The 14,391-nt window shown below is 70.6% G+C and carries 12 protein-coding genes; 9 read left to right on the top strand and 3 right to left on the bottom strand.

Going from position 1 to position 14,391, the window contains the following annotated elements; genetic code table 11:
* Positions 1–144: 144 nt before the first annotated feature.
* The 3 genes from ACFQ9V_RS02045 (at position 145) to leuA (ending at position 5,944) form a co-directional block, all read left to right on the top strand.
* Entirely contained in the window at positions 145–1,425 is a 1,281-nt protein-coding gene (locus ACFQ9V_RS02045; RefSeq protein WP_382457510.1) for an alpha/beta hydrolase, read from the top strand.
* On the top strand, positions 1,422–4,028 hold the full coding sequence (locus ACFQ9V_RS02040) for a bifunctional lysylphosphatidylglycerol flippase/synthetase MprF (RefSeq protein ID WP_382457509.1): 2,607 nt from the start codon (positions 1,422–1,424) through the stop codon (positions 4,026–4,028). Before ACFQ9V_RS02045 ends, ACFQ9V_RS02040 begins: the two co-directional genes overlap by 4 nt.
* Positions 4,029–4,165: 137 nt before the next feature.
* The gene (gene leuA / locus ACFQ9V_RS02035; RefSeq protein WP_382457508.1) at positions 4,166–5,944 is read left to right on the top strand and encodes a 2-isopropylmalate synthase; all 1,779 of its coding nucleotides are present in this window, start codon (positions 4,166–4,168) and stop codon (positions 5,942–5,944) included.
* A gap of 70 nt (positions 5,945–6,014) precedes the next feature.
* On the opposite strand, the gene ACFQ9V_RS02030 is transcribed toward leuA, so the two are convergent.
* Entirely contained in the window at positions 6,015–6,794 is a 780-nt protein-coding gene (locus ACFQ9V_RS02030; protein WP_382457507.1) for a trimeric intracellular cation channel family protein, read from the bottom strand.
* Between the two features lie 32 nt (positions 6,795–6,826).
* Here ACFQ9V_RS02030 and recO point away from each other — a divergent pair, with 32 nt between their 5' ends.
* Genes recO through ACFQ9V_RS02015 form a run of 3 tightly spaced genes read left to right on the top strand, consistent with a single transcriptional unit; the run spans position 6,827 to position 9,101 of the window.
* Positions 6,827–7,567 carry a DNA repair protein RecO gene (gene recO / locus ACFQ9V_RS02025; RefSeq protein WP_382457506.1) on the top strand — a complete coding sequence of 247 codons (741 nt, stop codon included), beginning with the start codon at positions 6,827–6,829 and terminating at the stop codon, positions 7,565–7,567.
* A complete protein-coding gene (locus tag ACFQ9V_RS02020) occupies positions 7,564–8,376 on the top strand; it encodes an isoprenyl transferase (protein ID WP_370053296.1) in 813 nt (270 codons plus the stop codon). Before recO ends, ACFQ9V_RS02020 begins: the two co-directional genes overlap by 4 nt.
* Before the next feature lie 41 nt (positions 8,377–8,417).
* Positions 8,418–9,101 carry a DsbA family protein gene (locus tag ACFQ9V_RS02015; RefSeq protein ID WP_382457505.1) on the top strand — a complete coding sequence of 228 codons (684 nt, stop codon included), beginning with the start codon at positions 8,418–8,420 and terminating at the stop codon, positions 9,099–9,101.
* Between the two features lie 167 nt (positions 9,102–9,268).
* Here ACFQ9V_RS02015 and ACFQ9V_RS02010 read toward each other — a convergent pair whose 3' ends face one another.
* Positions 9,269–10,114: an endonuclease domain-containing protein gene (locus tag ACFQ9V_RS02010; RefSeq protein ID WP_382457504.1), complete on the bottom strand. Its 846-nt coding sequence runs from the start codon at positions 10,112–10,114 to the stop codon at positions 9,269–9,271.
* Positions 10,115–10,281: 167 nt separating this feature from the next.
* Positions 10,282–10,779, bottom strand: a complete 498-nt coding sequence (locus tag ACFQ9V_RS02005; protein WP_382457503.1) for an aminoacyl-tRNA deacylase — start codon at positions 10,777–10,779, stop codon at positions 10,282–10,284.
* Between the two features lie 33 nt (positions 10,780–10,812).
* Between ACFQ9V_RS02005 and dusB the strand changes: the two genes are divergently transcribed.
* The 3 genes from dusB to ACFQ9V_RS01990 all read left to right on the top strand — a co-directional run bounded on the left by dusB (position 10,813) and on the right by ACFQ9V_RS01990 (position 14,373).
* On the top strand, positions 10,813–12,015 hold the full coding sequence (gene dusB, locus ACFQ9V_RS02000; protein WP_382457502.1) for a tRNA dihydrouridine synthase DusB: 1,203 nt from the start codon (positions 10,813–10,815) through the stop codon (positions 12,013–12,015).
* Entirely contained in the window at positions 12,005–13,285 is a 1,281-nt protein-coding gene (locus ACFQ9V_RS01995; RefSeq protein ID WP_382457501.1) for a deoxyguanosinetriphosphate triphosphohydrolase, read from the top strand. Before dusB ends, ACFQ9V_RS01995 begins: the two co-directional genes overlap by 11 nt.
* Positions 13,286–13,362: 77 nt before the next feature.
* Positions 13,363–14,373, top strand: coding sequence for a DUF4282 domain-containing protein (locus ACFQ9V_RS01990; protein ID WP_382457500.1), 1,011 nt, complete (start codon positions 13,363–13,365; stop codon positions 14,371–14,373).
* The last annotated feature ends 18 nt before the right edge of the window (positions 14,374–14,391 follow it).

Below are 14,391 nucleotides of genomic sequence, written 5' to 3'. Positions count from 1 at the left end.
CCAGGTTTCCTGGACGCTCATCAAGCCTCAGCTATCCGCAGGCTGGGTATCCGATACTGAGGGACTGGCGCACCGGTGACCGTGCCCACCATCCGTGCCGGAGCGCCTCCTGCACTTTCGAGAGGAACCACCCTGAACTGGCTCATGACTTTGAGGATCGACAAACCGCCGTTCCTCATCGCTATCGACGTCGTCGCCGCCATCCTCGCGGTGTACCTGCTCGTGCGTCCGACGTGGAAGCGCGTGCTCGCCGGGGCGATCGCGGCCGTCGGCGGCGCGTTGATCGGCTGGTTCGTGGTGTGGCTGACGGACGACGTCTACAACCTCTTCGGCGTCGGGCTCACGCCGGTCACGACGATGTGGGTGGCCCTCGGGTTCGCCGGCATCAGCCTCGCGATCGCCAACTTCTTCCGGTCGCGGTGGTGGCGCAAGGTGATCGCGGGCGTCAGCATCCCGGTGTTCCTGATCGCGGCCTTCGCGGGTGTGAACGTCGACTTCGGCGCGTACCGCAACCTCAACGACGCCATCGGCGTCGTCCCGTACAAGGCGCTGAACCTGCACCACGAGCGCGGCGAGGTCGTCAAGGGCACCGCCTGGTCGGCCTCCACCACCCAGGCGGACCCGCCGGTGAAGGGCGAGATCGGCAAGGTCAAGATCCCCGCGACGCTGTCGAACTTCCCGGCGCGGGAGGCTGTCGTCTACCTGCCGCCGGTCGCCCTCGGCCCGAACCCGCCCGCGCTCCCTGTGCTGTACGCGCTCTCCGGCCAGCCCGGGGCTCCCGCCGACATGTTCACGGCCGGCCGGATCGGCACCTACCTCGACGCCTACGCGGCCAAGCACAACGGTTACGCGCCGATCGTCGTGGCGCCCGACCAGCTCGGCGGCCCCGGTCGCAACCCGATGTGCATCGACTCCCGGGCCTTCGGCGACTCCGCCACGTACCTGCTCAAGGATGTCCGCTCCTGGATCACCTCGCACCTGCGGGTGAGCAGCGACCCGGCGGCGTGGGGCGCGTTCGGCTATTCGCAAGGCGCCACCTGCGCCGCGCAGTTCGCCGCGAGCCGGCCGGACCTGTTCGGCTCGGCGCTGGCCTCCTCCAGCGAGCTGGGCCCGACGCTCGGCAACGTGACGCTCACGATCGCGACCGGCTTCGCGGGCTCGCACAGCGCCTTCGAGGACGCCCAGCTCGGGCCTACGATGAAGGCGCACGCCCCATACGCGAACACGCTGATGGTCTTCGGCGCGGGTCAGAACGACGCCAAGTACACTGCTTTCGCGAAGACGCTGCACTCGGCTGCCGTCTCCGCCGGGATCCGCAGCGAGCTCCTCATCTCGCCCGGGACGGCACACGATTGGAACACGGTGCGCTACACGCTGACGAACGGCTTCCCCGCGGTCGCCGCTCACATGGGGCTGGCTCCGTGACCGATGCTGTGACCACGGGGGGCGGCGCGCCGGCGAACGGCGGCGCACCGGAGGACACGGCCGTGCGCACGCAGGAGCCTCCCGCGCGCCCGCCCGAGCCTCCCGCGCGGGCCGGCGGCTTCGCCGGCGCGGTGGGGCGGCTCGGCGGCCTGATCGCGACGCACCCCTTCACCACTGGGCTGACGGGACTGATCCTCGCGCTCGCGCTGGTCACCGGCCCGATCCACGGCCCGCACCGCCCGTTGCGCGTGTGGCTCGGCGTCGGCCCGGACCAGCTCATCGACGGCCACTGGTGGGCGCCGGTCACCGCCGTGCTGTTCACGAACAACCTCGCCGAGCTGATCGTGGTGCTCGTGCTCACGGTGCTGCTCGTCGGCGTCTCCGAGCGGCTGATGGGCGCGTGGCGCACGGCGCTCGCCTTCTTCGCGACGTCCGCTGCGGGGATCGCCGCGGGCGTCGGCCTCCAGCTCCTCGGCTCGCAGACGGGGGAGATGTGGGCGCGCAACGTCCACCACCTCGTCATCCTCGACGTGTTCACGGGCGTCGCCGGCACGATCATGACCGCGAGCGCGTTCGCCGGCGCGTTCTGGCGCCGCCGCATCCGCGTCATCACGATGCTGATCGCGATCATGTACCTGCTGTACTCGGGCGACCCGTCCGACCTGTACCGGCTGCTCGCGGTCCTCGCCGGCTTCGGGCTGGGCGTGCTGCTGCGGCCGCACGAGCGCCTCCTCGGCTGGCGCCGCTCGTCCCATCACGAGGTCAGGGTGCTGCTCGCGTCCGCCGTGACGATCAGCGCGCTCGGTCCCGTCATCGGCCTGCTGTCCCAGTCGCGGTACGGGATGCTGTCGCCGATCGGCCTGCTGTTCTCCAGCGACGTGCCCGCAACCGGCAGTGTGCTGGAGCGCTGCCAGGCGTTCGCGGTCACCCGCGACTGCGTGCACGACCTCACCCTGGAGCGGATCAACGGCATCGGCCCCGTCCTCATCTCGGTGCTGCCGCTGCTCGCGCTGCTGGTCGCCGCGTACGGCCTCCTGCGCGGACGGCGCTTCGCGGTCTGGCTGGCCGTGTCGGTCAACACGCTGCTCGCCGTGCTCTCCGCGCTCTACTTCGGCATCCTCCCGTTCGCCGACCCGCGCCCCACCGTGTCGTCGCGGTACTGGGAGGTCACCTTCATCCTGGCGCTGTCGGCGCTGGTGCCCGTCACGATGGCGATCCTGCTGGTCGTCTACCGCCGGCACTTCACGGTGCTCGCCACCGCCCGGTCGGTGCGCCGGTACGGGCTCACGGTGGCGCTGACCGGCCTCGGGCTGATCGGGCTGTACGTGCTGGTCGGCTGGCTGCAGAAGGACACCGGCTTCACCCGGCCGATCGACATCACCGACCTCCTCAACGACGTGCTGGAGCGCTTCATCCCGGTGAGCTTCCTCCGCCGTGAGCCGCTGCAGTACCTGCCCACCACGCCGCTGGCGACCGTGGTCTACCACAACATCGGCACCGTGTTCTGGCTGGTCGTCATCCTCGCGGCCGTCCCGTTCATGGTCGGCCGCGGCGCATGGCGGCGCTCGATCGGTGACGCCGGGCGCGTCCGCACGCTGCTGGAGCGCGGCGGCGGAGACGCCATCTCGTTCATGGCGACCTGGCCGGGCAACAGCTACTGGTTCGACTCCGCGACCGGAGGCGCCGTGGCGTATCGCGTCGTCGGGCGCGTGGCGCTCACGACCGGCGCGCCGTTCGGAACGGACGAGGCCGTGCACGACGGCATCATCGAGCGCTTCGCGCGGTTCTGCGACGACAGCGGCTGGATCCCGGTCTTCTACAGCGTCGACTCCCAGTACCAGACCGTCTTCGAGGGCATGGGCTGGTCGACGATGACGGTCGCGGAGGAGACGGTCATCCGGCCGCAGCAGTGGGCGACCACCGGCAAGAAGTGGCAGGACGTCCGCAGCTCGATCAACCGCGCCCAGCGCGCGGGCATCCGCTCGGAGTGGACCAGCTTCGGCGCGCTGCCGCTGAGCGCAGCGGTGCAGCTCTCGGACATCTCCGAGCAGTGGGTCGCGGAGAAGGACCTGCCCGAGATGGGGTTCACCCTCGGCGGGCTGGACGAGCTGCGCGACCCGGCCGTGCGGCTGATGCTCGCGATCGACGAGTCCGGCCGCATCGAGGGCGTGACCTCCTGGCTGCCGAGCTACCGCGACGGTCACGTCGTGGGCTGGACGCTGGACTTCATGCGCCGCCGCCCCGGCAGCATCAACGGCGTCATGGAGTTCCTGATCGCGGAGGCCGCCACCCGGATGAAGGAGGACGGCGTCGAGTTCATGAGCCTCTCCGCCGCGCCGCTCGCCCACACCGCGGGGACGCCCGCCGACGAGAAGAGCGGGATGGACCGCGTGCTCGGCTACCTCAGCACGTCGCTGGAGCCGGTGTACGGGTTCCGCTCGCTGCTCAAGTTCAAGCAGAAGTTCCAGCCGGAGCTGCACCCGCTGATCATGGCCTACCCGGATCCGGTCGCCCTCCCGGCGATCGGCGTGGGCCTGGTGCGCGCGTACCTGCCCGACCTGTCCGTGCGCCAGGCTGCCGCGCTGGCGGTGGGACGCGGCTGATGCAGCGCCGTGGTAGCGTGGTTTCTGTGTACGGTCTGCTCCTTCTTAGCTGCCGCGACGAGTCCTAGTTCTGGGCCTCCCTCGTCGCGGAGTTCGTCGTTGGCTCTCCACACCACACCGCGAGGAGAAGACAGACCATGAAGAACACGCAGGCGCCGAGCGCCATGCCGATCCATAAGTACCGGCCCTTCCACGAGCAGATCACCGTCGACCTGCCCGACCGCACCTGGCCGTCCAAGCGCATCACGCAGGCGCCGCGCTGGTGCGCCGTCGATCTGCGCGACGGCAACCAGGCCCTCATCGACCCGATGAGCCCCGAGCGCAAGCGCATCATGTTCGACCTGCTGGTGCGGCTGGGCTACAAGGAGATCGAGGTCGGCTTCCCGTCGGCCAGCCAGACGGACTTCGACTTCGTCCGGAGCCTGATTGAAGAGGGCGCCATCCCCGATGACGTCACCATCCAGGTTCTGACCCAGTCACGCGAGCACCTGATCAAGCGCACCTACGAGTCGCTGGTCGGCGCCAAGCAGGCGATCGTGCACCTCTACAACTCCACGAGCATCCTGCAGCGCGACGTCGTCTTCCGCACCGACCAGCAGGGCATCGTCGACATCGCCCTGGCCGGAGCGCGGCTGTGCCGCCAGTACGAGTCGCTGGTCCCCGGCACCGAGATCTACTACGAGTACTCGCCCGAGTCGTACACCGGCACCGAGCTGGAGTTCGCGGTCGACATCTGCAACCAGGTGCTGGAGGTCTTCGAGCCGACACCCGAGCGCAAGGTCATCGTCAACCTGCCCGCCACCGTCGAGATGGCGACGCCGAACGTCTACGCCGACTCGATCGAGTGGATGTCGCGCCACCTGAACCACCGCGAGAACGTCATCCTGTCGCTGCACCCGCACAACGACCGCGGCACCGCCGTGGCCGCCGCGGAGCTCGGCTACATGGCCGGCGCTGACCGCATCGAGGGCTGCCTGTTCGGCAACGGCGAGCGCACCGGCAACGTCGACCTGGTGACGCTGGGCGTCAACCTGTTCACGCAGGGCATCGACCCGCAGATCGACTTCAGCGACATCGACCAGATCAAGCGCACCGTCGAGCACTGCAACCAGCTGCCGGTCGGCGAGCGCAGCCCGTGGGGCGGCGACCTGGTGTTCACCGCGTTCAGCGGCTCGCACCAGGACGCCATCAAGAAGGGCTTCGAGGCGATGGCCGCGCGCGCCGAGCGCGAGGGCGTGTCCGTGGACGACCTGGTCTGGGCCGTCCCGTACCTGCCGGTCGACCCGAAGGACCTGGGCCGCAGCTACGAGGCGGTCATCCGGGTGAACTCGCAGTCCGGCAAGGGCGGCGTGGCCTACCTGCTGAAGAGCGACCACGCGCTGGATCTGCCGCGCAAGCTGCAGATCGAGTTCTCCGGTGTCGTGCAGGCCAAGACCGACGCCGAGGGCGGCGAGGTCACGAGCGCGCAGATCTGGGACATCTTCCAGGACGAGTACCTGCCGGCCCCTGTCACGCACCCCGACGCCAAGTGGGGGCGGTTCGAGCTGGGCAGCACGAGCACGACGAACGAGACCGGCGAGCACGTCACCCTCACGGTGGCGCTGCGCGACGGCGACACCGTGGCGAAGGCGACCGGCGAGGGCAACGGGCCGATCGCGGCGTTCTTCGACATCCTGAACTCGCGCGGGATCAACGTGCACCTGTACGACTACTCGCAGCACACGCTGTCGGCGAGCGAGTCGGCGCAGGCCGCCGCCTACGTCGAGGTGGATGTCGACGGCGTGCGGCTGTGGGGCGTCGGGATCGACGGCGACACGACGACCGCGTCGTTCAAGGCTGTGGTGTCGGCCGTGAACCGGGCTGTGCGGGCTTCGGCCGGCCACACCAGCGAGAAGGCCGAGCTGGTCGGGGCCTGACCCACGCAACAACGGAGGAGATCCCGGTCCATTCGACCGGGATCTCCTCCGTTAACCGTTATTCAGGCGGTCACGCGCGCAGATCTCCTCCGTTGTCCCCGGGCCGGTCCTCGATGCGGTAGCGCGGGATCGCGCCCGTGTCGGTCCGCTCGTTCGTCCGTTCGACGCTCGGGCGGCGGCCGAAGCCGAACGCCATCCAGCTGGGGGCGCGGAGCCGGCCGAGCTCGCGCTGCTCCGGGAGGCTCCAGCCGAAGCGGACGGCCAGGAGGCGGATGATCAGCGTCACGATGACGCAGACCAGGACGGCCACCGCGAAGGGCACCTTCAGGTCGACCAGCACGACGAGCACGATCGTTCCGGCGCCGGCGGCGACCGCGTAGAGCGAGCCGACGTGCATCAGCGCGATGGGGAGGTTGAGCAGCACGTCGCGCAGGATCGACCCGCCGACCGCCGAGACCACGCCGACGAACACCGCGGGCACCTCCGGGAGTCCGAGTGCGAGCGCCTTGGTCGCGCCGATCGCCCCGAACAAGCCGATCGTGAGCGCGTCCAGGAACGTGATGATCGGGTCCAGCCTCCGGAACAGCCGCACCAGCAGCATCCCGAGCAGCGCCGAGACGACGGTGGCCGGCAGGTACCAGTTCGACTGGAGGGCCACCGGTGTCACGTTCAGCAGGATGTCGCGCAGGAGGCCGCCGCCGAGCCCCGTGGCCACGCCGATGATCGCGATGCCCAGCAGGTCGAGCCTCCGGTCCCGGAACCCGGAGGCGAACATGGCGCCCTGCAGGCTGCCGACGCCGACGGCGACCAGGTCGCCCCAGAGGGGGATCGTGAAGGTCGCGGATGTCACCAGTCACTTGTATCACGCGGGATACTGGAGTCGTGCCTGTCTACCGTGATGAAGTCGTCGTGCTGCGCACCCACAAGCTGGGTGAGGCCGACCGCATCGTCACCATGCTCAGCCGGCAGCACGGCAAGATCCGCGCGGTGGCGAAGGGGGTGCGGCGCACGGCCTCCAAGTTCGGCGCGCGGCTGGAGCCGTTCATGGTCGCCGACGTGCAGCTCTACGAGGGTCGCACGCTCGACGTCGTCACCCAGGCCGAGACGATCGGCTCGTACGGCGCGCTGATCGCGGACGACTACGCCAGCTATACCGCCGCCAACGCGATGGTGGAGGCCGCCGACCGGCTCACCGAGGCCGAGGCGTCCCTGCAGCAGTACCTGTTGCTGGTCGGCGCCCTCCGGTCGCTGTCGCGGCACGAGCACGGCCCGCAGCTCACCCTCGACTCGTACCTGCTGCGTGCGCTGTCGCTCGCGGGCTGGGCGCCGAGCTTCCTGGACTGCTCGCGCTGCGGAGCCCCGGGCCCGCACGAGCACGTGGTGGTTCAGCTCGGTGGTGTGGTGTGCGACGACTGCGCGCCGCAGGGCGCGCCACGGATCGACCCCGCGACCATCGCGCTGCTCGGCGCGCTGCTGAGCGGCGACTGGGCGCTGGCCGACGCGTCCGATGACACGACCCGCTCGAAGGCGAACGGCCTCGTCGCCGCGTACACCCAATGGCATCTGGAGCGCGGCCTGCGCTCCCTGCAGCACGTCCAGCACGATCAGAAGGCGAGTGAATGACGCCCAAGCCGTACACGCACAAGGACGCGGTCGCCTACCGGCCGGTCGATTGGACGGGGCTCTACCCGCCCGCGTTCCCGCCGAAGGCCGTGCCGGAGCACGTCGCCATCGTGATGGACGGCAACGGCCGCTGGGCGAACCGCCAGGGCCTCACCCGCATCGAGGGGCACCGGGCTGGGGAAGCCTCCCTCCTCGACGTCGTCGCCGGCGCCATCCAGGTCGGCGTCAAGCACCTCAGCGTCTACGCGTTCTCCACCGAGAACTGGAAGCGCTCGCCCGACGAGGTCCGCTTCCTGATGGGCTTCAACCGGGAGGTGCTGCATCGCAGGCGCGACCAGCTCAACGAGTGGGGCGTGCGGGTGCGCTGGGCCGGCCGCACGCCGCGGCTCTGGTCGTCGGTCATCAAGGAGCTGCAGTACGCCGAGCGCCTGACGGCGGGCAACGACGTCCTGACCCTCACGATGTGCGTCAACTACGGCGGCCGCACCGAGATCGCGGACGCCGTGCGGGAGATCGCCGCGGAGGTCGCTGCCGGGCGACTGAAGCCGTCCGCGGTGGGGGAGAAGACCATCCAGCGGCACCTCTACCTCCCGGACATGCCCGACGTCGACCTGTTCGTGCGCAGTTCGGGGGAGCAGCGGACCAGCAACTTCCTGCTCTGGCAGAGCGCGTACGCGGAGATGGTGTTCCTCGACACGCTCTGGCCGGACTTCTCGCGGACCGACCTGTGGGAGGCCGTCGAGCTTTTCGCTCGGCGCAACCGTCGGTTCGGGGGAGCGGTGGACACGCCGGACGACGTGGCGCTGTAGCCGCGGAATAACTGCAGCGCTGCACACCGTTGTTCCTTGACGTGAGCGAACCCATCAAGATCGACATCTGGTCCGACATCGCGTGCCCGTGGTGCTACATCGGCAAGCGCAAGTTCGAGTCGGGCACCGGCCTGTTCTCCGGTGCAGGCGAGGGCCGGGCGGTGGAGGTCGAGTACCACTCCTTCGAGCTGTCGCCGGACACCCCGGTGGACTTCGACGGCAGCGAAGTGGACTTCCTCGCCGGCCACAAGGGCATCCCCGCTGAGCAGGTGCACGGGATGCTCGAGCGCGTGACCGGGATCGCCTCCTCGGTCGGCCTCGACTACGACTTCGACGCCCTCCAGCACACCAACACCGTGAAGGCGCACGAGCTCCTGCACTTCGCCAAGGCGCAGGGCAAGCAGCTCGAGCTGGCGGAGCGACTCTTCCAGGCTTACTTCATCGAGGGCGGGCACGTCGGCCGCGCCGAATCGCTGGCGGACCTCGCGGCCTCCGTCGGGCTGTCCCGGGATGACGCGCTGGCCGCGATGGAGTCCGGCGAGTACCTGGCGGCGGTGCGCGAGGATCAGCGCACGGCGGCCGAGTACGGCATCAACGGCGTCCCCTTCTTCGTCATCGAGGGAAAGTACGGCGTCTCGGGCGCGCAGGACGCCGCGACGTTCGCGCAGGTCCTGGAGCAGGTCTGGTCCGAGCGCGCCGCCGCTCCGGCGGAGGCGCGCTCGTGAGCGCCGCGCCCGACGCGCCGGCGCCTGCATCGGTCGCGCCGCGCCCGACGCTCGCGCTCCTCGGCGACCCGGCCGCCGCCGCCTGCGACGGCGACGCCTGCGCCGTCCCGCGCTGACCTATCTGACAGAACACGCCGTCTGGACACGCGGCCAGACGGCGTGTTCTGTCAGTTGGATGGGAGCGCTGCGCGGATGCGGCGGAGGGCCTCGCGCGCGCCGTCGGCGAGGTGCGAGCTGTTGATGCGTATGACGCGCCAGCCTTGCGCTTCGATCTGCCAGAGGCGGTCGATATCGAGGCGATACTGATCGCGGTCCGTGCGGTGATGATCGCCGTCGTACTCCACGGCGAGTCGGCAGTGCGGATAGGCGAGGTCGAGGTGGTAGGTGCGCGCCGGACCGGCGATGACGTAGTTGACCATCGGTTCCGGCAACCCGGCGCGCACGATCGCCAGTCGGAGCCGGGACTCCATGGGCGAGTCGGTGCGCGCCCTGATGAGTTCGATCGCCTGACGCAGCCTCCTCACCCCGGGGCGGAAGCCTGCACCGTCGACCGCCTCCTGGAGTTCGTGCGGGTCCGCGAGCGGGTCGGTTCGCCTGGAGAGGGCGTCGCCGACGATCACGAGTTCATCGACACCGAGCACGATTCCGAGCTGGCACCACACCTCCGGGGGACTCGGCACCGGGAGTCCCCGAAGGGTTCGAGTCCGCGGTGGTGCGTTCAGCAGATGACCGCGGACACCGCGCATCCGCGGAGCCCGTGCCGGTGCGATCACGGCCACATCGATGACGGGATCGGCCGTGACTCTCGCCGGGAGCGGCAGTTCGAGCAACCGTGCAGCCGTGCCGTGGCTGAAGAGGGCTCCCGGCGGCATCAGTGACCGGTAGGCGCGACAGAGCTCCCACAGCTCCGTCGGCGCACTGTCGGCCGGAACGCGCACGCCGCGGAACGGGGCGTGAAGATCCGAGCGGCGCAGGCATTGTCTCGGCACGCCGGCCTGCTGCGCGGCGCCCACGCTGAACGCGTCAGAACGGAGGATCGGCGGAAGCGGTCGTGGCTGCATCGCCTCACCCTGCCAGACCCGGTCCGCCTGTCCCGCAGTTGTCCACAGGCAGACGACCTATCTGACAGAACACGCCGTCTGGGGTGACGAAGAGACGGCGTGTTCTGTCAGATAGATGGCTATTCGGGGTCGGTGATGTCGGCGAGGGTGGCGGCGAAGCCGGCGAGCAGCGCGTCGGCGTCGACGAACAGCGAGTAGCCGTGCTCGCCCGCGCCCATCGAGACCGTGCGGCCCGCGACGGTCGTGTCGGCGACGACGGGCCACGCGGTCGTGCTGCCGAAGGGCGTGATGGTCCCGCGCTCGTAGCCGGTCGCGGCGAACGCCACCGACGCGTCCGGGAGCTGCAGCTTGTTGACGTGGAGGACGGCGCGAAGCTTCGGCCAGGAGATCTTGCGCCCGCCCGGCACCAGCGCGAACACGAACGTGTCGTCGCTGCGCTTGACCACGAGGGTCTTGACGATGTCGCCCGGCTGGATCCCGAGCAGCGTCGCGGCCTCCTCCAGGCTCCGGGCAGCGGGCCGCTCGATGATCCGTACGGGGATGCCGCGGGCCCTGGCATCGTCCTCCACACGTCGGCGTCCGCCGCCGGTTTCCACAGCTTCGGGGCTCTCGGCCATGTATCAGCACGCTTTCTGGGAGAATCGATGCAGATGTCTACTACCGCAACCCTAGCTCCCCGCACGGAGACGAGCCCCGCGCTGTCCATCGGCCCGCTCGCCCTCGACGTGCCGGTCGTCCTCGCGCCCATGGCCGGGATCACGAACACCGCCTTCCGCCGGCTCTGCCGCGAGTTCGGCGCCGGGCTCTACGTGAGCGAGATGATCACGTCCCGCGCGCTGGTCGAGCGCACCCCGGAGTCGCTGCGCCTCATCACCCACCACGAGTCGGAGACGCCGCGCAGCATCCAGCTCTACGGCGTCGACCCCAAGACGGTCCGCGAGGCCGTCACGATGCTGGTCGCGGAGGACCGCGCCGACCACATCGACCTCAACTTCGGCTGCCCGGTGCCCAAGGTCACCCGCAAGGGCGGTGGGGCCGCGCTGCCGTGGAAGCTGAACCACTTCCGCGAGATCGTGGAGAGCGCCGTCGCGGCGGCGGGCGACATCCCGCTCACCGTCAAGATGCGCAAGGGCATCGACAGCGACCACCTCACCTACCTGGAGGCCGGCAAGGCCGCGGAGGGCGCCGGCGTCGCCTCGATCGCACTGCACGCCCGCACGGCCGCCGAGTTCTACTCCGGCCACGCCGACTGGTCCGCCATCGCCAAGCTCAAGGAGACCATCACCGGCACGCCGGTGCTCGGCAACGGCGATATCTGGTCGACGGCCGACGCGCTCCGCATGGTGGAGGAGACCGGCTGCGACGGCGTCGTGGTCGGGCGCGGCTGCCTCGGGAGGCCGTGGCTGTTCGGCGACCTGGCGGCGGCGTTCCGTGCCCGCGCGGGCGAGATCACCGCCGAGGAGGCCGCGCTCGCGCAGGCCCACCCCACGCTCGGCCAGGTGGCGGGGACGTTCCGCCGGCACGCCGAGCTGCTGGTCGAGTTCTTCGAGAGCGAGGAGCGCGGCTGCCGCGACATCCGCAAGCACGTCGCCTGGTACTTCAAGGGCTACCCGGTCGGCGGCGACCTGCGCGCGAGCCTCGCGACGGTCGACACGCTCGCGCACCTCGACGACCTGCTGGCGACGCTCGACTGGAGCCAGGAGTACCCGGGCGAGGCCGCGGAGGGCCAGCGCGGCCGCGCCGGCACGCCCAAGCGTCCCGCCCTCCCGGAGGGCTGGCTCGACAGCCGCGAGCTCGCGGGCAGCGCCCGTGCGGAGGTCGCCGAGGCGGAGGTGCACAACAGTGGTGGATAGTGCGACGGCGACGCTCGACAGCGTCCCGGCCGACGGTTACACCGAGCGCGACCGGGAGCGCTGGCTCCCCGAGCACCACTCGAGCCGCCGCAGCGACTTCGCCCGCGACCGGGCGCGCCTGCTGCACTCCAGCGCCCTGCGCCGGCTCGCCGCGAAGACCCAGGTGCTCAGCCCCACGGCCGGCCTCGACTTCGCCCGCAACCGGCTCACGCACTCCCTGGAGGTCGCGCAGGTCGGCCGCGAGCTCGCGGCGAGCCTCGGGCTCGACCCCGACATCGTCGACACCGCGTGCCTGGCGCACGACATCGGCCACCCTCCGTTCGGCCACAACGGCGAGCGGGCGCTGAACTCCTGGTCCGAGGACATCGGCGGCTTCGAGGGCAACGCCCAGACGCTGCGGCTGCTCACCCGCCTGGAGCCGAAGGTGTTCGGCCGCGACGGACGGGCGTACGGGCTCAACCTGACCCGCGCGAGCCTCGACGCGAGCTGCAAGTACCCGTGGCCGGAGACCAGCTCGGTCGCCGATCCCAGCGGGCGCGCGAAATTCGGCTTCTACGCCGACGACCACGGCGTGTTCGAGTGGATGCGCGCCGACGCCCCCGAGCGCCAGCGCTGCATCGAGGCGCAGGTGATGGACCTGTCCGACGACATCGCCTACTCCGTGCACGACTTCGAGGACGCCGTGGTCAACGGCTACATCGACGTGGCGGCGCTCGGCAGCCGCGTCGACCACGACGACCTGGTCCGCTCGATGTACGAGTGGGTGGGCGGCGAGTTCAGCCACGACGAGCTGATCGCGGCGTTCGACCGCCTCGACACCCTCGACATCTGGCTCGACCGCTGGGACGGCAGCCGGCGAGCGCAGGCGCACCTGAAGAACCTCACGAGCCAGCTCATCGGCCGGTTCGCGCACGCCGCGGTTCACGAGACGAAGCACCGCGCGGGTGGCGTGGAGCTGCGCCGGTTCGGCGCGGACGTCGTCGTGCCCGACGCCATCCGGGCGGAGATCGCCGTCTTGAAGGGGATCGTCGCCACGTTCGTGATGTCGCGCAACACGCGCCAGCCGATCTACGCGCAGCAACGGCAGGTGCTGATGGCGCTGGCCGATGTGCTGCTCGCGCGCGGGCCGGAGGAGCTGGATCCGGGATTCCAGGAGGACTGGCGACTCGCCGGCAGCGACGCTGCGCGCAAGCGCGTGGTGGTCGACCAGGTCGCGAGCCTGACCGACCAGTCGGCGCTGAGCTGGTTCGAGCGTCTCGTGCAGCACTGATCCGGCGCGCCGGGCACGGGCTTGAATAGACAGCCCTGGTGCAGAATGCTTGAGGGACGGCGACGGAGGAGAGACGCATGAGCAGCCCACAGCCCCCCGCGGGCGGCGACCGGCCGACAGAGGCCGAGCCCGGCGCGGCGGCGGAGCACGCGCCCGCCCCCGATCAAGCGGCGCCCGCCACGCGGCCCGCGGCTGCGAAGCGCGCGCCATCGCCGCGCAAGCGCACCCCGAAGACGGAGCCCATCTCGCCGAACGGGGAGGCCCCGGAGATCCTCGACGCCATGCTCGGCAAGGCCGTGACGGAGGACACGGTGGAGGCGACGACGCCCGCGAAGCCGCGTCGACGCCCGGCGACGTCGCGCAGCAAAGCGGCCGCGGCGCCCGACACCTCCACCTCGCCGGCCGAGCCCGTCGTCGCGGCGGACGCCGCCGAGCCGCACGAGGGGGAGGCCGCGACAGCGGTCCTCCCTACCGCGGACGACTTCTACCGCGTCCCGACCGCCGAGACCGAGATCCTGAAGCCCGCCGAGGCGAACGAGGAGGCCGAGGTCGAGACCGAGATCCTGCCCGCGTCGCCCGCAGCCGAGCCGGTGCCGGTCGGAGCGGTCTCCGAAGACACCACGGCGGACGCCTCCGCGGGGGCCACGACAGCGGCCGCCGCCGCGCACGCGAACGGCGCTCACGCCGGCGAGGACGCCCCACCGCCTCCCGCCGCCGGCCCGCACGCCCCGCGGCCCGGTCGCACCATGAACGACCTCGCCGACCGCCTCGACGACTCGCGGTTCTTCTCGTCGCTGTTCGACTTCACCTTCACCAGCTACGTGACGCGCAAGCTCGCCGGCCCCGTCTACGTCGTCGGGCTCGTGCTGATCGGCCTCGGGATCGTCGTGGGCTTCGCCAACAGCCTCGGTATCGCGATCGCGACCCGGTCGCCGGGAGGCGGCGCGTTCGTCTTCCTGCTGGGCGTCCTGGTGACGCTCGTGGCCGCCATCCTGAGCGTGCTGCTGCTCCGGGTGACCATCGAGGTCTTCTGCGCGATCATCGAGATCGCCCAGAACACCCGGCGCAGGCGCCCCCCGCGCGACTGACGTCGGCCCCGCTCACTA

Source organism: Leifsonia sp. NPDC056665 (genome assembly GCF_042791795.1).
Classification (GTDB): domain Bacteria; phylum Actinomycetota; class Actinomycetes; order Actinomycetales; family Microbacteriaceae; genus Leifsonia.
The sequence above is the reverse complement of the archived record's forward strand: the minus strand, read 5'-3'. Positions and strand labels throughout refer to the sequence as shown.